At 32.6% G+C, this 18,686-nt stretch carries 14 protein-coding genes and 1 pseudogene; 10 read left to right on the top strand and 5 right to left on the bottom strand.

What is annotated here, in order from left to right; all coding sequences use genetic code 11:
• Positions 1 to 64 precede the first annotated feature (64 nt).
• The gene (locus MUA21_RS07290; RefSeq protein WP_107526092.1) at positions 65 to 1,234 is read right to left on the bottom strand and encodes an esterase-like activity of phytase family protein; all 1,170 of its coding nucleotides are present in this window, start codon (positions 1,232 to 1,234) and stop codon (positions 65 to 67) included.
• A gap of 208 nt (positions 1,235 to 1,442) precedes the next feature.
• Positions 1,443 to 1,946 carry a universal stress protein gene (locus tag MUA21_RS07285; protein WP_046206859.1) on the bottom strand — a complete coding sequence of 168 codons (504 nt, stop codon included), beginning with the start codon at positions 1,944 to 1,946 and terminating at the stop codon, positions 1,443 to 1,445.
• 150 nt (positions 1,947 to 2,096) lie between these two features.
• Here MUA21_RS07285 and ald point away from each other — a divergent pair, with 150 nt between their 5' ends.
• Both ald and MUA21_RS13355 read left to right on the top strand, forming a co-directional pair.
• Positions 2,097 to 3,212: an alanine dehydrogenase gene (gene ald, locus MUA21_RS07280; RefSeq protein ID WP_046206860.1), complete on the top strand. Its 1,116-nt coding sequence runs from the start codon at positions 2,097 to 2,099 to the stop codon at positions 3,210 to 3,212.
• 76 nt (positions 3,213 to 3,288) lie between these two features.
• Positions 3,289 to 4,833, top strand: a pseudogene (locus MUA21_RS13355) (IS3 family transposase).
• A 298-nt stretch (positions 4,834 to 5,131) separates the two neighbouring features.
• Here the strand turns inward: MUA21_RS13355 and MUA21_RS07260 are convergent.
• Both MUA21_RS07260 and MUA21_RS07255 read right to left on the bottom strand, forming a co-directional pair.
• Positions 5,132 to 5,761: a copper homeostasis protein CutC gene (locus MUA21_RS07260; protein ID WP_046206861.1), complete on the bottom strand. Its 630-nt coding sequence runs from the start codon at positions 5,759 to 5,761 to the stop codon at positions 5,132 to 5,134.
• Positions 5,758 to 6,810 (bottom strand): M24 family metallopeptidase, encoded by a 1,053-nt coding sequence (locus tag MUA21_RS07255; protein ID WP_046206862.1) that lies wholly within the window; start codon positions 6,808 to 6,810, stop codon positions 5,758 to 5,760. The genes MUA21_RS07260 and MUA21_RS07255 overlap by 4 nt, the downstream gene beginning before the upstream one ends.
• Positions 6,811 to 7,014: 204 nt before the next feature.
• On the opposite strand from MUA21_RS07255, the gene MUA21_RS07250 reads away from it, so the two are divergent.
• On the top strand, positions 7,015 to 7,704 hold the full coding sequence (locus tag MUA21_RS07250) for a metal-dependent hydrolase (RefSeq protein ID WP_046206863.1): 690 nt from the start codon (positions 7,015 to 7,017) through the stop codon (positions 7,702 to 7,704).
• Between the two features lie 145 nt (positions 7,705 to 7,849).
• On the opposite strand, the gene MUA21_RS07245 is transcribed toward MUA21_RS07250, so the two are convergent.
• A complete protein-coding gene (locus MUA21_RS07245) occupies positions 7,850 to 8,263 on the bottom strand; it encodes a universal stress protein (RefSeq protein WP_046206864.1) in 414 nt (137 codons plus the stop codon).
• A gap of 223 nt (positions 8,264 to 8,486) precedes the next feature.
• On the opposite strand from MUA21_RS07245, the gene MUA21_RS07240 reads away from it, so the two are divergent.
• The 7 genes from MUA21_RS07240 to pfkA all read left to right on the top strand — a co-directional run bounded on the left by MUA21_RS07240 (position 8,487) and on the right by pfkA (position 18,686).
• Positions 8,487 to 9,779 carry a DRTGG domain-containing protein gene (locus MUA21_RS07240; RefSeq protein ID WP_262560947.1) on the top strand — a complete coding sequence of 431 codons (1,293 nt, stop codon included), beginning with the start codon at positions 8,487 to 8,489 and terminating at the stop codon, positions 9,777 to 9,779.
• Between the two features lie 35 nt (positions 9,780 to 9,814).
• Positions 9,815 to 10,750 (top strand): DHH family phosphoesterase, encoded by a 936-nt coding sequence (locus tag MUA21_RS07235; protein WP_046206866.1) that lies wholly within the window; start codon positions 9,815 to 9,817, stop codon positions 10,748 to 10,750.
• Between the two features lie 20 nt (positions 10,751 to 10,770).
• Positions 10,771 to 13,974: a DNA polymerase III subunit alpha gene (locus MUA21_RS07230; protein ID WP_262560946.1), complete on the top strand. Its 3,204-nt coding sequence runs from the start codon at positions 10,771 to 10,773 to the stop codon at positions 13,972 to 13,974.
• A 238-nt stretch (positions 13,975 to 14,212) separates the two neighbouring features.
• A complete protein-coding gene (gene ystJ, locus MUA21_RS07225) occupies positions 14,213 to 15,445 on the top strand; it encodes an NADP-dependent malic enzyme (RefSeq protein ID WP_064208848.1) in 1,233 nt (410 codons plus the stop codon).
• Between the two features lie 75 nt (positions 15,446 to 15,520).
• On the top strand, positions 15,521 to 16,387 hold the full coding sequence (gene accD / locus MUA21_RS07220) for an acetyl-CoA carboxylase, carboxyltransferase subunit beta (RefSeq protein ID WP_046206869.1): 867 nt from the start codon (positions 15,521 to 15,523) through the stop codon (positions 16,385 to 16,387).
• Positions 16,380 to 17,324 (top strand): acetyl-CoA carboxylase carboxyltransferase subunit alpha, encoded by a 945-nt coding sequence (locus tag MUA21_RS07215; protein WP_046206870.1) that lies wholly within the window; start codon positions 16,380 to 16,382, stop codon positions 17,322 to 17,324. Before accD ends, MUA21_RS07215 begins: the two co-directional genes overlap by 8 nt.
• 393 nt (positions 17,325 to 17,717) lie before the next feature.
• A complete protein-coding gene (gene pfkA / locus MUA21_RS07210; RefSeq protein WP_046206871.1) occupies positions 17,718 to 18,686 on the top strand; it encodes a 6-phosphofructokinase in 969 nt (322 codons plus the stop codon).

Here is an 18,686-nt window from a genome sequence, read left to right as displayed (position 1 = left end):
AACTACTTATTAAGTTTTAAAAAAATATACTTGAATTGAAAAACATAAACTGATTGTTGTATTTTTAAGGTTTTATTTCGAATGCAGTTAGGTTCGTTTGTTGTTTTTGATTGAAGTTATTATCTGAAATAAAGACCAAGCTATCGTTACCATTAGGTAATTTCGGGCCAAATGACATTCCTTCTATATTGTCGATATGCCCAATGTCTTGCTCATTAAGATTTGCGATCAGTTGTTTTTTTACCGGTGCGACGTGAGATTTTTGGAGAGATTTAATATTTTTAATATCTGTTCCACTGGCTATATCGACTTTATAGACGCGAATATAATTTTTGAAATTACTATTTTTATCTTGAACAGTGGCACGCTCAAGTACAAGTAATTGTTTTTGATTCAAGATTAAAATTTCAGCAATTCCATTTTCAGCATCTTTATTTTTTCCAGGTTTTTTAGGAATTGGATCTAGAGAATAAGCTTTTTCTGTTATAACATCTCCTTGACGATTATATTTTGTTAAGCGTGTTAGGGCGCCTGATTCTGTGGTTGGTAATTGATCATCTTGAAGTAAAGGTGCTTCCATAGAAGTCCAGATATACTTACCATTTTCAGAAAACGTACTCCCCTCTAGCGCCTGATTATTTCTAAATCCATATTTATTTTGATTATCCTTTTTGATAGGGTTATTGATTTGCAAATCATTGATCAATGTTCCAGTTCTACTAGCTATTCTTATGAAGGGATTGAAACCGAGATTTCGATCACCTTCACTTGTATAAAGTATATGGTTACGATTGAGAGGGTCAATTCTAATTGATTCTGGGTCAACTACAACATCTTGTGAATGGGGATTATACGATGCTTTATTTGGGTATTTTGTTCCATTAGCTTGTGTTAAATAGTGCATTCGAGTGAATTTTACTTTATTAAATTTGTGTTTATTATAATGAATTTGAGCTTCATAAAATCTAGCTGGATTTTCTTCTGAACGGTCATCGCTAATCATAAGCCATTTTTTGGATTTGGCATCATAGGAAATGCCAGAAAGACCGCCTACTTTTGTATCATTAAATGATTTATTATAAGGAATTGTTTCCGTATCTATATAATTTAATCGAGTAGCTGTTTTTTCACTTTTTATATCATCAGTTGAAGATGCGTATGTATATGTTGGTGCAGAAATAAAAAAAGCATTAATGGCAAAACTAAGTATCATCAGTCTCTTAAATTGTTTCATATCATTGACTCCTTTAGGGGTATGTCTTAATTTTATTTTACTTACCTGATATGAAGCGCATTTGAATTTAATATAACAATTGGATAACAAGTAAATTATAGATGTTAAGAAAATTAATAAAAAGAGATAGTTTAACACTATATATCGTGCAAACTATCTCTCTTATTTTAAATCTGTATGCTTTTATTAAATAGGTCGAATATTAAAGTTAGTGTGCTTGATACTTAGATCTAAATTCATCTGTAGCTACTTGTGGTTGGAAGTCTTCTGGAAGTTCTTCTGTGCGTACCACCAACACGTCACACGGAGAGTGTCGTACAATTGCCTCAGACACAGAACCTACGATAAATCTTTCAACTGCATTTAATCCTGACGTACCACACATAATTAAATCTGCTTCTACATCAGCTGCTAACTTTTTAGGTATGATTGCTTTAGGTGAACCAAATTCTAGTCTTGTTTCAACCGCGGTTACACCAGCATTTGTTGCTACTTCTTTATAACCTTTTAACAAATCTTCTGAGAAATTTTTTGATTTTTCAGTAAATTGAGCATCATAAACTTCATAAGAAGAGTAAGTTCTTGAATCAATAACATTGACGATTGTTAGTTTAGAGTCATTACGTTTTGCTACTTCTACAGCTTTATTAAATGCCCATTCAGCTTCATGTGATCCATCGACAGCGATTAAAATATTTTTATACGTTAGCATCACAATTACCTCCTTCATCTTCTTGCTTATATTATACCACTATTTACAGAATATTAACATAATTCCCCTTAATACATGTTGTAAAAATACTCTAAACTATGATTGCGCTTTCATATAATACGCGTTACTATAAATTTGGAGGTGGATAAAATGAGAATAGGTATTCCGAAGGAGATTAAAAACAATGAAAATAGGGTGAGTTTATCACCAAGTGGTGTACATGCATTAGTAGAACAAGGTCACTCAGTCATTGTTGAAAAATCTGCTGGTTTAGGTTCATATTTTGAAGATGATGATTATGTTACGGCTGGGGCGAAAATTGGTGATGGACCAGCTGAAGTATGGAACGTGGATATGGTTATGAAAGTCAAAGAGCCATTAGAAGAAGAGTTCCAATACTTTAAGGAAGGACTAATACTATTTACTTATTTACATTTAGCAAATGAAAAGAAACTCACACAAGCTTTATTAGATAATAAAGTAATAGGTATTGCTTATGAAACGGTTCAATTGCCAGATAAATCATTACCACTATTAACACCAATGAGTGAAGTAGCAGGGCGTATGTCTGCTCAAATTGGGGCAGAATTTTTACAAAAATATAAAGGTGGCATGGGCATTTTACTTGGCGGTGTGCCTGGCGTCTCTAAAGGCCGCGTAACGATTATCGGTGGAGGTCAAGCTGGCACAAATGCTGCTAAAATAGCATTAGGATTAGGTGCCGATGTAACAATTTTGGATGTTAATCCTAAGCGTTTACAAGAGCTTGAAGATTTATTTGATGGTCGTGTGCACACAATTATGTCTAACCCATTAAATATTGAACAATGTGTTAAAAACAGCGACTTAGTTATCGGTGCGGTATTAATTCCAGGTGCCAAAGCGCCAAATCTAGTTACTGAAGACATGGTAAAATCCATGAAAGATGGTTCGGTAATCGTGGATATTGCTATAGACCAAGGTGGTATTTTCGAGACAACTGATCGTATTTCAACGCATGATGATCCAACGTATAAAAAACATGGTGTTGTACATTATGCTGTGGCTAATATGCCTGGTGCAGTACCACGTACTTCTACCATTGCATTGAATAATGCAACGTTACCATATGCATTACAAATTGCGGGAAAAGGTTACTTAAAAGCATTACAAGATAACGAACCTCTATCATTTGGTTTAAATACAATTAATGGTGTATTAACAAATAAAGGTGTAGGTGAAGCTTTGAATTTACCTTATTCTAATGTTGAAAGTTCTCTTAAATAATAAAAAATAACAAACAAATGATATGCTCCCTTCAAAGTAGACACTTAAAAATGTAAACTTTGAAGGGAGTTTTTTTATGACTCATAGAAAATTATCACCTGAAACTTATCAAAAAGCTTTCAGCTTATATGAAGAAGGATATAGTATGAAAAATGTAATTCAAAAATTAAATTTAAATTGTTCTCCTAGAACATTATTGATTAACTATTATAAATTTAAGAAGCATGGAATAAAGGTGCTTTTACCAATTCAGAGAAATAATACCTACTCAAATGAATTTAAGCTTAAAGTTGTGCACGAATATATAAATGATGGCCTATCTTTAACTGATTTAGTAGTTAAATATAATATCCCCACTACTTCAACTGTAAACAAATGGATTTCAAAGTATTTATCGGGTAAAATATTAAAAACATATTCTCCAAAACCCGAGGTGTATCAATTGAAATATAAATCATTAACATTTGAAGATCGTGTGGAAATCGTTGATTATTATATGAATCATGGTCAATCGTATAAGACAACAGCAAATCATTTTAACATCAATTATAGCCAAGTATATAACTGGGTAAAAAAGTACAACTTGCATGGGTATGATGGGCTTAAAGATGGACGTGGAAAAGGGAAACCCCAGTCTGTATTAACACCTGAAGAGGCATTAAAAGCTGAAATTAAGATACTTAAAGAGAAAAATAAATTTCTTCAAATGGAAAATGACGTTTTAAAAAAGGAAGAAGAAATAGAAAGGAAGTTGATGAAACAGGCATCAGACAAAAAGCATCATACCAAACGGTAAAAGCATTTAAAAACCTTTATCCGATAGCTTGGTTATGTTCAGTATTAAAGATATCACGTTCAAGTTACTATAAATGGTTACATCGCAAACCATCAAATTAAGAAATTGAAAACCAAAAATTGATCAAAGATATCGTTGATATCTACAATAAATACAAAGGCATATATGGATATCGTCGTATATACATATATTTAAGACTTAAACTACATCAAAAAGTAAATCATAAACGTGTCTATAGATTGATGAATCAACTTAATCTAAAATCTACTATCCGCCCTAAAAGAAAACGATATATTAAAACAACACCTGAAATTACAGCACATAATATATTAAATAGAAAATTTGAAGAACAAATCCCAAATAAAAAATGGTTAACTGACGTTACAGAATTCAAACTCAGCAATGGTAAAAAACTTTACTTAAGTGCTATTTATGACTTAGGCAGCAAACAGATTATCAGTCATAAATTAAGTACCTCAAATAACAATAAATTTGTATTAGATACGCTCAAAAAAGCAGTCAAACTTGTGCCGAATACCGAAGGTATAGTCTTGCATAGCGACAGAGGATATCAATATACAAGCAGATTATTTAAAGTTACGTTAGAGCAACTTGGTATAAAACAAAGTATGTCACGACCAGGATGTTGCATAGATAATGGACCTAATGGAAGGTGTATGGGGAACTATTAAAAGTGAATTGTTTAGAGGAAGAAAAAAAGTGATTTTTAAAGACAAGGCTACAGCAATAAAAGCAATTAATTCATATATAGAATTTTTTAATCAAGAAAGAATAACATTAAAAATGGCTACCCTTATATCGTAAATATAAGGTAGCCATAAACATTTTGTTTTTTTCACTGTCTACTTGACAGGGTGCAGTTCACAAAAACTGGTAATCTCTTCTATAAAGTAGAGGTTACCAGTTTTTAATTTGGATTTTAAAATAATTTATGAAATTTAATGTGTTTAAATAATGATAATTGTAAAATATAATCTAAATATTGTGACACGAACACAACAATCGTTTAATTTCATAGCATTATAAACTTAATGGTCAACAATATGATGAAATTTGTGTTGCAGTTAAGCATTTGAATGTCATATAAGATTATTTGATACTGCTATACAATTTTTGTACCGTGTACTTCTTGAAAAGGAAATGCAGCAACGAGCGCTTGAACATTAGATTTTGTTAAACCACCACCAGGCATGATTTCAATATTTCCACCAGAATTCACGACCAATTTACCAAGTTGATTTAAATTATCAAAAATATCAGTTTCTGCTGGACCACCATGTGTCAGTAACCTGGTAAAACCTAGTTCAATTAATTTGTGTAATGCTTTTACCTGTCCTTCTAAATGAATTTCGTCGAAAGCCATATGACAAACAACAGGTATTGGTGATGCGAGTTGTTTTAAAGTTTTCATTTGCCATTCGTTCAGTGTATTATCTTCTGTTAAACAACCGAAAACAAAGTAGTCAATATCATATGATTTAATAGCTTTAATATCTCGTTGCATAATTTCAAAGTCGTATAAGCTATATACAAAGTTGCCTCCGCGAGGGCGTATCATGATAGCAATTTCTACGTGATTTGCTTTACAAATTTCAGTAGCAATTTCAATCATTCCAATACTAGGTGTGGTACCTCCGACATGTAAGTTATCACATAATTCAATACGATCTGCACCATTTTCAATTGCGTATTCAACTTGTTGGATTGTTTCGACTACGGCCTCTTTGATCATTTTTCGTAACCTGTTAAGCTTTCGTTTCCATTTTCAGTAACAAGAATATCATCTTCTATACGCACACCAGCTACTCCTGGAACATAGATGCCAGGTTCGACTGTTACAACCATACCCGGTACGAATTCATTTGTATTTGTACTAGAAACATCTTGGTATTCATGCTCTTCTAATCCTAGGCCATGTCCTAATCGATGAGGGAAGTAGTCTCCATAACCAGCATCTGTGATAATATCTCGAGCAATAGCGTCTACATCTTTGATTTGTACACCAGGTTTAATTGCAGCAATCGCCGCTTGTTCAGCTTTTAATACGGTATCGTAAATGTTTTGAGCTTCTGAACTAGGCTTTCCAAATTTAATTGTTCTGGTCATATCACTACAATAATTTTCGTAAATGACGCCTAAATCAAATAACACAAATTCATTATTTTGTAATTGACGGTCGCCAGGTATACCGTGTGGTGATGCTGCGTGATCACCGAAAAGGACCATTGTATCAAAGCTCATTTCATTAACTCCATAAGCTTTGATTTCATATTCAATGTGATTAACAACTTGTCGTTCTGTCACACCTTCTTTTAAGAAATCTGCTCCAATTTCTATACATTTATCTGCTAGTTCACAAGCTTTCCGAATTTTAGCGATTTCAGATTCACTTTTAACATTACGTAGTGACTTTATCGTTTGATCTATGTCACCGAACGATTGTACTTTGAAAGCTTCGATTAATTCACGTTGACGCTGTACAGTTAAATGAGCCGCTTCTACTAACATTTTATTGAAAGTATGTGGATATTTATCTAATGCATTTTCTGTATCAAGGTAACCAATGACCTCTCCCTCAAAAGGTGAAGCTTTAACTTCTTCAACTTCAAGTTGTGGGCAAAATAAAACTTGATCACCATTCGCTTTGATTAAAAGAGCTAGTAACCGTTCGTGAGGATCACTTAAATAGCCGGTGAAATAAAAGATGTTTAATGGGGTAGTAATCCATGCTGCATCAGCTTGTTGTGACTTTAATGATTCTATAACTTGTTGTAACTTCATTTTACTGCCTCCTAAATATATGATTATATTAATTTTATGTTAGTTGTGTAAGGAATTCAAAAATAATATGTTGAAATAAAGTATATTGCTAAAATTATAAAAAAATTTATCGTTCATAAACACGTATTTTGGTAAAAGTGTGTTATAACTATTAATCATTGTGGTATATATAAAATAAATAGTTTTATGGGAGGAATTATCGATATGAAATTATCTTTTCATGGACAATCAACGATTTATTTTGAAGCAAATGGCAAAAAAGTAATTGTTGATCCATTTATTACGGGAAACGATTTATCTGATTTAGATGCTGAAACTTTAGAAGTAGATTATATAATTTTAACACATGGTCATGGCGATCATTTTGGTGATACAGTTGAATTAGCAAATAGAAACCATGCAACAGTTATTGGTTCAGCTGAATTAGGTGATTATTTAACGACTACTAAAAATGTTGAAAATGTTAGACCTATGAATATTGGTGGTAAAGCAGAATTTGATTTTGGAACGGTTAAGTTTGTACAAGCGTTTCACAGTTCTAGCTTGACTGATGACAATGGTATTCCCGTATATTTAGGTATGCCGATGGGGCTAATTTTAGAAATAGAAGGCAAGACGATTTATCATACTGGTGATACAGGATTATTTGGTGACATGAAATTAATTGCTGAACGTCATCCAGTTGACATTTGTTTTATTCCAATTGGTGATAATTTCACAATGGGCATTGATGATGCTAGTTTTGCAATTAATCAGTTCATTAAACCTAAAATTACAGTACCAATTCACTACAATACATTTGACTTGATTAAACAAAATCCAGAAGATTTCAAGTCAGCTGTTTCAGAAGGTGAAGTACAGATATTAAATCCAGGTGATGCAGTCCAACTTTAAAGTGATTGTGACATAAAAAATCTTGGATAAAACAAAAACGCCAATTTCTACTAGGATTTTAGAGGAATTGGCGTTTTCTTTGGTTTTATAGAATTGGATCGTTTGATACAATGAGGTGACTATTAGAGTCATATTAAGTGTTATGCTATTTTACAATAAGCACAGGGATGCTTGCTCTTTTAGCAACTTTATGACTCACACTACCTAGCACGAATTTTTTCTTGGCTTCAGCACGACGGTTACTAAGTACAACTATTTCATATTTACCACTATTTGCCTCTTTTACCAATTGTTCTTTAGCATTGCCACGCACAATGATTTCATCATATTTAATGCCATATTCATCGAGCGTATTTCGTGTATTTTCTAAACCTTTACTACGTTTTTCAACAAGTTTATCTAAATGAACACCAGATTTAATCGATGCTTGTGCATCTTGTTCACTGATTGCGTTAAGAATTGTTACAACAGTACCTTCACCAGCTAATTTTGAAACTTCTTCTAGCGCTTTTTCATTTTTAAGTGTGGTATCAACACCGAGTAAAATATTTTTAAACATTATTCCATCCCTCCTTAATTCTATTCTAATTAGAGTTTATCACAAATCAAATTAAAAATTATATATTTTCATAGTAACAGAGTAAAAAGTTTTATAAATATTAATATATTACTGAATATATGTCATAATTATAGTTAAAATATATTTTTTAAGTGATTAAATCGCAATTTTAGCTATAAAAAGTTATAATATCATAGAAAATGTCAAAAATGAGGTTATTAAAATGACAAAGCATGAGCAAATTTTATCTTATATCGAATCTTTAGCAGTAGGACAAAAGATTTCTGTTAGAAAAATAGCGAAAGATTTAAATGTCTCTGAGGGGACAGCGTATCGTGCGATTAAAGATGCCGGTAGAATTGGTTTAGTAGCAACAATAGATAGAGTTGGTACTGTCCGAATAGAAAAGAAATCACGTGAACAAATTGAACAACTTACATTTGGAGAAATTGTAAAAATAATTGATGGACAAGTATTAGGAGGAAGAAATGGCCTTATTAAGACATTATCAAAATTTGCAATTGGCGCAATGGAAATTGAAGATGTGGTAAAGTATTTAAGTCCTCACACATTATTGATTGTAGGAAATCGTAAAGATGTCCAATTGGCCGCATTGAAAAGAGGAAGCGCAGTATTGATTACTGGTGGTTTCAGAACGTCTAATGAGATAATCAAATATGCCGATGAACATGATTTACCGATACTGTCATCTAATTATGATACATATTTAGTTGCAAATATTATTAATAGAGCGATGTATAATCAAATGATTCGGAAAGAAATATTGGTCGTTGAAGACATAGTTAAATCAGTGAATGAAGATACTGTGGTTTTTGATAATATGATCTTGCACGATTACAAAGAAAAAGCAAAACGCACAGGACATTCCAGATTCCCGGTTATTGATGAACATTGGCGTTTAGTTGGTATTATCACAAGTAAAGAAATAATTAAAATGGATGACAATGATACTTTAGCACATTTTATGACGAAGTCTCCACTCAATGTACAACTTTCAACTACTGTTGCAAATTGTGCACACATGATGATTTGGGAAGGTATTGAATTATTACCAGTGATTTCACCAAGCAAAAAATTAATAGGTGTAATTACCAGAAAAGATGTATTAACAGCAATGCAATTGCTGAGTCGTCAGCCACAAGTAGGTGAAACCATTAATGATCAAGTAGCTAAACATATTACAATTGCAAACGATGATATTCAAGTACAAACTTCGCCTTTACTTACAAATCAATTTGGCACATTGAGTAAAGCAGTTTTTGTAGCAATTATTGAAGAAACCGTTCGTTATGAAATGCGGAAATTAAAGAAACTTGAAGTAATGATTGAAAGTTTAAATATCATTTACATTAAGACTGTGCAAATTGAATCTGAAATCAATGTACATTATGATATGTTAGATGTAGGTAGAAATTTTGCTAAATTAGAGGTAACGATGACAAGTGATGGTAAACATGTTGCAAAAGCAATGATCATTTGTCAGATGATAGATTAAAGGGTATATATAAATTATAAAAAGGAAGATATAAAATGACGATGGAATTTAATCAAATTATGGATGAAATAAAAGCGGTTCAAACAGTAATTATACATAGACATGTGAGACCAGACCCGGATGCTTATGGATCGCAACTCGGCTTGAAAAATTACTTAAAACTTAAATTTCCAGAAAAGAATATTTTTGCAGTTGGAGAAGGAGAACCGTCGCTTGATTTTATCGGTACTTTTGATGATATTAGTGATGACCAATATAACGAAGCATTGGTTATCGTATGCGACACTGCTAATGCACCGAGAATCAGTGACCATAGATTCAATACTGGCAAACGTCTTGTTAAAATTGATCATCACCCAGCAGTTGACCAATATGGAGATATAAATTATGTCAATGATGAAGCATCATCAACGAGTGAGATTATTTTTGATTTCATAAGTCATTTTAACGATCAATCTCTGATTGATGATTCTGTAGCAAGAGTATTGTATCTAGGTATTGTTGGAGATACTGGGCGTTTTTTATTTAATAATACAACACCACATACGATGGAAGTCGCAAGCCAATTATTAAAATATTCATTTAATCATCAACAAGAATTGAATAAATTGGGTGAAAAAGATCCTAAATTATTGCCATTTCAAGGCTATGTTTTACAAAATTTTGATTTAAATGATAAAGGTTTTTGTAAGGTGAAAATCACAAAAGATGTACTAGAAAAATTTGATATTGTAGCGAATGAAGCTTCGCTATTTGTCAATGCGATTGCTGATATTCAAGGATTGAAAATATGGGTTTTTGCGGTAGATGAAGGAACTGAAATTAGATGTCGCATTCGTTCTAAAGGTATCGTCATTAATGATATTGCTAATGCATTTGGTGGTGGAGGCCATCCGAATGCATCTGGTGTTTCCGTTGCAGATTGGCAACAATTTGAAGAATTAGCACAAGCATTAAATAATAAATTGTAAGATTTGGGAGGTATTTGCTGATGGTTGCGCATTTAAACGTTCATACATCGTATGACTTATTGAATTCAAGTATTAAAATTAAAGATGTCATTGCGAAAGCAACGAAAGAAGGTTACACATCATTAGCAATTACAGATACAAATGTTTTATACGGCTATCCCCAATTCTACGACGCGTGCATAGCAGCAAATATTCATCCAATATTTGGTATGACAATTTATCTCACAGATGGTTTAGCTTCAGTTGAAACCATTGTCCTTGCTAAAAATAATCAAGGTCTAAAAGATTTATTTAAATTATCATCTGCAATAAAAATGAAAGAAAAGTCTGAAACGCCCTTAGAGTGGCTTAATAAATATATTGATCATTTGATTGTCATATTTAAAGATGTAACTGAAGCACACCAAAGCATATTACAAACTTTCATTGGTAATGAAGATATATTTGTAAATCACAATAGCCAACCAGGATTAGATTTTCCGGTCGTGTGGGCACAAAGTACAAACTATTTAAATGAAGAAGATGCGGATACTTTAACGGCATTAGCTGCTATAAAAAATAATGAGAAATTAGATTTAGTTAAAGAAGTGCATGATTACAACGCACATATGTTTAGTAGAGCTGATCTAGATACATTCCATGTTAGTGAGCGTATTTGGCAAAATACAAATTACATCGCATCCATTTGTAATGCCGAACTACAATATCATCAATCATTATTACCTAAATTTAAAACACCAAATAATCAGCCGTCTAAAGATTATCTTTATGAGATGCTTCAACAAAATTTGAAACAGTTAAAATTATCCCAAGCATCACTACAAAGATATGCTAAAAGGCTTAATCATGAATATGAAATTATTACACGCATGGGTTTTGAAGACTATTTTTTAATTGTAAGTGATTTAATACATTTTGCTAAAACGCATGATGTATTAGTTGGTCCAGGTCGTGGTTCATCTGCTGGTTCTTTAGTTAGTTACTTATTAGATATTACGACGATTGATCCCATTAAATATAACTTGTTATTTGAGCGTTTTTTAAATCCTGAGCGTGTTACTATGCCAGATATTGATATTGATTTTGAAGATACACATAGAGAAAAAGTGATTAAATATGTACAGGAAAAATACGGCAATAATCATGTTTCTGGTATAGTGACGTTTGGTCATTTATTAGCAAGGGCAGTTTCAAGAGACGTCGGTCGGATTATGGGTTTTGATGAAATAACATTAAATGAAATTTCATCTTTAATCCCTCATAAATTAGGCATTACATTAGATGAGGCATATGAGAAAAAGGAATTTAAACAATTTGTGCATAGAAATCATCGGCATGAACGCTGGTTTGAAATTTGTAAAAAATTAGAAGGTCTACCACGACATACGTCAACACATGCAGCAGGGATCATTATAAACGATCACCCTTTATATGAGTATACTCCATTAACTTTAGGTGATACTGGCATACTGACACAGTGGACTATGACCGAAGCGGAACGTATTGGTCTGTTGAAAATTGATTTTCTAGGTTTACGAAATTTATCTATTATTCATCAAATCGTTAAACAAGTGAAAAGAGATATGAACATTGATATAGATATTGAAGCCATTCCTTTTAATGATTCAAAAGTATTTCAGTTACTCTCACATGGTGATACAACAGGTGTATTCCAACTAGAATCTGATGGTATAAGAAATGTATTGAAAAAATTACAACCAGAACAATTTGAAGATATTGTAGCTGTAACTTCTTTGTATAGACCTGGACCTATGGAAGAAATACCAACCTATATTACTAGGAGACACTTCCCTGAAAAAGTACAATATTTGCATAAAGACTTAGAACCTATTTTAAAAACAACGTATGGTGTTATTATCTATCAGGAACAAATTATGCAAATTGCGAGTAAGTTTGCTAATTTTAGTTATGGTGAAGCAGATATATTAAGACGTGCAATGAGTAAAAAGAATCGTGCAGTATTAGAGAGTGAGCGACAACACTTTGTGGAAGGTGCTTTAAGTAACGGGTATGATGAACGATTAAGCAAACAAATTTTTGATCTGATTTTAAAATTTGCAGATTATGGCTTCGCACGTGCACATGCGGTGAGTTACTCCAAAATAGCTTATATTATGAGTTATTTAAAAGTACATTATGCTAATTATTTTTATGCCAATATTCTAAGTAATTCAATTGGTAGTGAAAAGAAGACAGCACAAATGATTGATGAAGCGAAACATCAGCAATTAAATATATTGGCACCCAATATTAATGAAAGTCATTGGTTTTATAAAGCAAGCAACAAAGGTATCTATCTATCTTTAGGCGCAATTAAAGGCATCGGCTATCAGAGTGTTAAACTTATTGTTGATGAAAGAAAAAGTAATGGTATATATAAAGATTTCTTTGATTTTACACGTCGTATACCTAAAAGAATAAAGAGTAGAAAATTACTTGAAGCATTAATATTAGTCGGGGCTTTTGATACATTTGGTAAAAATAGAGCGACCTTATTGCATGCGATTGATCAAGTGTTAGATGACGTCTCCAATGTGGAACAAGATGATTTTATTTTTGATGTATTGACCCCAAAAACATCTTATGAAGACAAAGAAGAATTACCGGATCAAGTACTAAGTGATTATGAAAAAGAATATTTAGGGTTTTATGTCTCGACACATCCTGTAGAGAAGGCGTTTGAAGAAAAACAATATCTTGGTATTTATAAGCTTAATAATGCTAGAGATAATCAACCTATCTTTATTCAAATCGACCAGTTAAAACGTATTCGTACTAAAAACGGACAAAATATGGCATTTATTACGTTAAATGATGGACTTAATAATTTAGATGGGGTAGTGTTCCCAGACGCATATAAAAAATTCGAAATATACTTAAACAAGACAGATACACTTATTGTGAAAGGTAAATTTGAATATAGAAATAATAAAAAACAACTTATTATTAACCAAATAGAAAGTGTTGCGTCGTTTGAAAGTAATAAACTAGCAAATGCAAAACAAGTCATCATTAGAAATATAGAAGATTTATCAGAAATAAAACAGCAGTTAAATTTACAAGCAATGGCAGATGACATCCCAGTGAAATATTTTCAAGAAAGCCAAAATCAATTTAAAATTATAGGTTTTATATCACGTAAAAAAGAAAAAATTGAAACGCTGATAGCCAAGTGTTCACCATGGGATATAAGGATAATTTAACTTTATCAAGTCTATAAACTATGATATAGTAAACTGATGGTTAAGTTGATACTTACCATCAGTTTATATTAAATGATAGTTTATAGACTACATGTAAAATATATGTTTTTATTACAAAAGTTATCATACAACATGTGCTTATGATTTAATGCTAACGATAACATTTGTAATTTTTGTTAGATTGTAATAAAAATGTATATGACTGATTAAAATTATTGAATGTAAGGGGTAGGTTTACATGACATTAAGAGACGACGCACTAGAAATGCACAGAATTAATCAAGGTAAATTAGAAGTTACACCAAAAGTTCAAGTGACCAATAAAGAAGAGCTAAGTTTGGCATATTCACCCGGTGTAGCTGAACCATGTAAAGAAATACATGAAGACCCTAGAAAAGTATTTGAATATACAATGAAAGCAAATACAGTCGCGGTTGTTACTGATGGTACAGCTGTACTTGGATTGGGCAACATTGGTGCAGAAGCTAGTATTCCAGTAATGGAAGGGAAAGCAGTTTTGTTTAAAAGTTTTTCAGGCATTGATGGTGTGCCAATTGCACTTAATACAACGGATACAGATGAAATTGTAAATACAGTAAAATTATTAGAACCAAACTATGGTGGCATTAATCTTGAAGATATTTCTGCACCACGTTGTTTTGAAATTGAAGCGCGCTTAAAAAAAGAAACAAAAATACCTGTTTTTCATGATGATCAACATGGTACTGCAATTGTTACAGTTGCAGGTATGATCAATGCACTGCGCATTATAGATAAAGAATTATCTGATATAAAAGTGGTGCTTAACGGAGCAGGTGCAGCAGGTATGGCAATTGTTCAATTGCTTTATTCATATGGTGTTAGAGATATGATTATGTGTGATTCCAAAGGTGCTATTTACGAAGGTCGTTCTTATGGTATGAATGATACAAAAGCATTTGTAGCTAAATGGACAAACAGAGATAAAGTAGAAGGCTCTTTAAGCGATGTCATAAAAGATGCTGACGTATTTATTGGCGTTTCTGTAGCCGATTTATTAACAAAAGAAATGGTTGAATCAATGGCTAAAGATCCAATTATATTTGCTATGGCAAATCCGAATCCTGAAATCAATCCTGATGTAGCAAAAGAAGCAGGTGCTAAAGTAATTGGAACTGGTCGTTCGGATTATCCAAATCAAATCAATAATGTCCTTGCATTTCCTGGTATATTTAGAGGTGCATTAGATGTAGAAGCTACGCATATAAATGAAGAGATGAAACAAGCTGCAGTAGAAGCAATTGCAAATTTAATTAAACCAGAAGAATTAAATCCAGATTACTGTATTCCTGGTCCGTTTGACAAACGTGTGGCACCTTCTGTTGCTAGAGAAGTTGCAAAAGCAGCAATGGAAACAGGGGTAGCAAGAACAGATATGGACCCAGAAGAAATTTATAATAAAACAATGAAATTAACAGATTTAGATAAATAATATTCATGAATACTGATCTCGAAATATTGTATTTATAATATTGGGAAGACAGTAATGGTTAAGTGGAGGTTTAAAATGTTTAAAGATTTTTTCAATAGAAGTAGTAAAAAGAAAAAGTATGTAACTGTTTCCGATTCAAAACAAAGTGATGTTCCAGCAGGAATTATGACAAAATGCCCGAAATGTAAGAAGATCATGTATACTAAAGAATTAGCTGAAAATTTAAATGTATGTTTCAATTGTGATCATCACATCGCTTTAACAGCGTATAAAAGAATTGAAGCCATTTCTGATGAAGGTACATTCACAGAATTTGATAAAGGAATGACCTCTGCGAATCCATTGGATTTTCCAAGTTATGAAGAAAAAATTCAAAAAGATCAACAAAAAACAGAGTTAAATGAAGCTGTTGTTACTGGTACAGCACATTTAGAAGGTATTGAATTTGGCGTAGCTGTGATGGATGCTAGATTTAGAATGGGTAGCATGGGCTCAGTGGTTGGTGAAAAGATATGTAGAATTATAGAATATTGTACTGAGCATCGTTTACCGTTCATCCTATTTTCTGCTAGTGGTGGCGCTAGAATGCAAGAAGGTATTATATCTTTAATGCAAATGGGTAAAACCAGTGTCACTTTAAAAAGACATATGGATCATGGATTGCTATATATTTCGTATATTACAAACCCAACAACAGGTGGTGTATCGGCAAGCTTTGCTTCAGTTGGTGATATTAATTTAAGTGAACCTAAAGCACTTATTGGTTTTGCTGGTAGACGAGTGATTGAACAAACGATTAATGAAAAGCTACCTGACGACTTCCAAACTGCTGAATTTTTATTAGAGCATGGACAATTAGATAAAGTTGTACATAGAAAAGAAATGAAAGTAACACTATCTAATATTTTAAAAATGCACCAAGAGGTGAAAACGAATGCTTGACTTTGAAAAGCCACTTTTTGAAATAAAAAACAAAATTGAATCGTTAAAAGAATCACAAGAAAAAAATGACGTGGACTTACAGGAAGAAATTGATATGCTTGAGGCTTCATTAGAGCGTGAAACACAAAAGGTATATACTCATTTAAAGCCATGGGATCGAGTACAATTAGCGCGCTTACAAGAAAGACCTACATCTCTAGATTATATACCTCATATTTTTGATTCCTTTATTGAGTTACATGGTGATCGTAATTTCCGAGATGATCCAGCTATGATTGGCGGTATTGGCTATTTAAATGGCCAAGCAGTTACAGTTGTTGGTCAACAACGTGGGAAAGATACTAAAGATAATATTTATCGTAACTTTGGTATGGCGCATCCTGAAGGATATAGAAAAGCCTTACGCTTAATGAAGCAAGCTGAAAAATTTAATAGACCTATTTTTACATTTATTGATACAAAAGGTGCTTATCCAGGGAAAGCAGCAGAAGAACGCGGTCAAAGTGAATCTATTGCTAAAAACCTTATCGAAATGGCAGCACTTAAAGTGCCAGTCATTGCGGTTGTAATTGGTGAAGGTGGAAGCGGTGGCGCTTTAGGTCTTGGCATTTCGAATCGTTTATTAATGCTGGAAAACAGCACATATTCTGTAATTTCACCAGAGGGTGCATCTGCATTATTATGGAAAGATAGTAATTTAGCACAAATAGCTGCGGAAACAATGAAGATTACTGCAGAAGATTTATATGAATTGAAAATTGCCGATGAAGTTTTAAAAGAACCACTTGGTGGCGCTCATCATGATATTGAAAAGCAAGCTCAAAATATAAAAAGTGCATTTTTAAAACATTTGAATGAATTAAGTGCGTTTAATGAACAACAAATCATAGATGATCGCTATGACAAATTTAGAAATATCGGTTCTTTTAATGAATAATTAAAAAGACACGAAATAATATACTTCTGCAAAGCCATTTTTTTTAGTATTCATACTAACCATGTGGATTTTATAGTCTAAGGTTTTAAAAGAGCATTAAATTGTAATTAGGTATACAAACCCCTGATTTCATATTAGTGCTCTTTTTTATTGAGCAAAGTAAGTCAAAAGTGGGAGTTTGAGATATCTGTTTAATAAAGTAAAGTTAAAGGTATGATAAAGTATCATTGTTTTGAAAATATAAAATATAAGGAAACGCTTTCGTATTGTAAAATGTTTTTTTACAATAATTAAAAACGTTTACATGAGTTACAATGCCCTATTTTAATGGCACCTTCTATGATTTTATGGTATTTTTAGAATAAGAAATACATGTTAGAAAGGTATGTCGTCATGAAAAAAATTGCAGTGTTGACTAGCGGTGGAGATTCACCAGGCATGAACGCGGCTATTAGAGCTGTTGTTAGAAAAGCGATTTATAATAATATTGAAGTTTACGGTGTTTACCAAGGCTATCAAGGATTATTAAACGATGATATCGAGAAGTTGGAGCTCGGTTCTGTTGGAGATACAATCCAACGTGGCGGAACTTTTCTGTATTCAGCAAGGTGTCCAGAATTTAAAGAAGCAGAAGTTCGACAAAAAGCAATAGAAAACTTGCGCAAAAGAGGTATTGAAGGCCTAGTAGTAATAGGCGGAGATGGTAGCTATAGAGGTGCGCAACGCATTAGCGAAGAATGTAAAGAAATTCAAACGATAGGTGTACCAGGTACGATAGATAATGATATCAACGGTTCAGACTTTACAATTGGATTTGATACTGCATTAAATACCATTATAGATTGTGTTGATAAAATTCGCGATACGGCTTCAAGTCATGCTAGAACATTCATCATAGAAGTTATGGGTCGTGATTGTGGAGATTTAGCACTATGGGCTGGACTTTCAGTAGGAGCTGAAACGATCATTGTCCCAGAAGTGGAAACAGATATTAAAGATGTAGCTGAAAAAATTGACAACGGAATAAGACGTGGAAAAAAACATTCCATTGTTATGGTTGCAGAAGGTTGTATGTCTGGAGAAGATTGTGCAAAAGAACTGACAAAGTATATTAATGTTGATGCACGTGTATCTGTGCTTGGTCATATCCAACGTGGCGGCAGTCCAAGTGGCGCAGATAGAATGCTTGCTTCACGATTAGGTGGACATGCTGTAGACTTATTACTAGAAGGAAAAACAGCAATCGGCGTTGGTATTCGCAACAATGAATTAACAGATACTTCATTTGAAGAAATATTTAGGTCAAATGAACACAAGTTTGATTTTGAAACATTTGCTTTAGCAAATGAATTATCGATATAA

It is taken from the genome of Staphylococcus ureilyticus, from assembly GCF_025558845.1.
Taxonomy (GTDB): Bacteria; Bacillota; Bacilli; order Staphylococcales; family Staphylococcaceae; genus Staphylococcus; species Staphylococcus ureilyticus.
The sequence above is the reverse complement of the archived record's forward strand: the minus strand, read 5'-3'. Positions and strand labels throughout refer to the sequence as shown.

Bases quoted from the DNA above. Each gene is read 5' to 3' on its own strand.
- MUA21_RS07290 (WP_107526092.1), bottom strand. From the start codon at position 1,234: ATGAAACAATTTAAGAGACTGATGATACTTAGTTTTGCCATTAATGCT.
- MUA21_RS07285 (WP_046206859.1), bottom strand. From the start codon at position 1,946: ATGCTAACGTATAAAAATATTTTAATCGCTGTCGATGGATCACATGAA.
- ald (WP_046206860.1), top strand. From the start codon at position 2,097: ATGAGAATAGGTATTCCGAAGGAGATTAAAAACAATGAAAATAGGGTG.
- MUA21_RS07260 (WP_046206861.1), bottom strand. From the start codon at position 5,761: ATGATCAAAGAGGCCGTAGTCGAAACAATCCAACAAGTTGAATACGCA.
- MUA21_RS07255 (WP_046206862.1), bottom strand. From the start codon at position 6,810: ATGAAGTTACAACAAGTTATAGAATCATTAAAGTCACAACAAGCTGAT.
- MUA21_RS07250 (WP_046206863.1), top strand. From the start codon at position 7,015: ATGAAATTATCTTTTCATGGACAATCAACGATTTATTTTGAAGCAAAT.
- MUA21_RS07245 (WP_046206864.1), bottom strand. From the start codon at position 8,263: ATGTTTAAAAATATTTTACTCGGTGTTGATACCACACTTAAAAATGAA.
- MUA21_RS07240 (WP_262560947.1), top strand. From the start codon at position 8,487: ATGACAAAGCATGAGCAAATTTTATCTTATATCGAATCTTTAGCAGTA.
- MUA21_RS07235 (WP_046206866.1), top strand. From the start codon at position 9,815: ATGACGATGGAATTTAATCAAATTATGGATGAAATAAAAGCGGTTCAA.
- MUA21_RS07230 (WP_262560946.1), top strand. From the start codon at position 10,771: ATGGTTGCGCATTTAAACGTTCATACATCGTATGACTTATTGAATTCA.
- ystJ (WP_064208848.1), top strand. From the start codon at position 14,213: ATGACATTAAGAGACGACGCACTAGAAATGCACAGAATTAATCAAGGT.
- accD (WP_046206869.1), top strand. From the start codon at position 15,521: ATGTTTAAAGATTTTTTCAATAGAAGTAGTAAAAAGAAAAAGTATGTA.
- MUA21_RS07215 (WP_046206870.1), top strand. From the start codon at position 16,380: ATGCTTGACTTTGAAAAGCCACTTTTTGAAATAAAAAACAAAATTGAA.
- pfkA (WP_046206871.1), top strand. From the start codon at position 17,718: ATGAAAAAAATTGCAGTGTTGACTAGCGGTGGAGATTCACCAGGCATG.